2 tRNA genes and 1 rRNA gene are annotated in these 508 nt (G+C 47.6%); all 3 read left to right on the top strand.

Going from position 1 to position 508, the window contains the following annotated elements:
• Nucleotides 1-50: 50 nt before the first annotated feature.
• The 3 genes from AB4384_RS23610 to AB4384_RS23600 all read left to right on the top strand — a co-directional run bounded on the left by AB4384_RS23610 (nucleotide 51) and on the right by AB4384_RS23600 (nucleotide 392).
• Nucleotides 51-127: transfer RNA gene (locus AB4384_RS23610), tRNA-Thr, on the top strand.
• Between the two features lie 41 nt (nucleotides 128-168).
• Nucleotides 169-284 (top strand): 5S ribosomal RNA (gene rrf, locus AB4384_RS23605).
• A 31-nt stretch (nucleotides 285-315) separates the two neighbouring features.
• A tRNA-Asp gene (locus AB4384_RS23600) sits at nucleotides 316-392 on the top strand.
• Nucleotides 393-508: the final 116 nt, after the last annotated feature.

Here is a 508-nt window from a genome sequence, read left to right as displayed (position 1 = left end):
CATCGCCAGGCTTTAAATTATTAGAGTCGTTTTTAAACGGTTCTTGAATTGCTGATATAGCTCAGCCCGGTAGAGCGCACCCTTGGTAAGGGTGAGGTCCCCAGTTCGAGTCTGGGTATCAGCACCATATTTAGTTGATTTGATTATTCAAGTTAACAACAGAATTTGCTTGGCGACCATAGCATTGTGGACCCACCTGATTCCATGCCGAACTCAGAAGTGAAACACAATAGCGCCGATGGTAGTGTGGGGCTTCCCCATGTGAGAGTAGGACATCGCCAGGCTCCAAATTGCTTTATGCTGAATAGACACTGCGGAGTGGTAGTTCAGTTGGTTAGAATACCGGCCTGTCACGCCGGGGGTCGCGGGTTCGAGTCCCGTCCACTCCGCCACTTATTAGAAAGCCTAGTCTTATGACTAGGCTTTCGTCGTTTCTGGCTATCGATAATTTGGTCTCCGACCAATGAGTGTCATACCAATCCGGAAAATTATACCAATCCGGAAAATT

It is taken from the genome of Vibrio sp. 10N.261.51.A4 (genome assembly GCF_041471945.1).
Classification (GTDB): domain Bacteria; phylum Pseudomonadota; class Gammaproteobacteria; order Enterobacterales; family Vibrionaceae; genus Vibrio; species Vibrio crassostreae_C.
The sequence above is the reverse complement of the archived record's forward strand: the minus strand, read 5'-3'. Positions and strand labels throughout refer to the sequence as shown.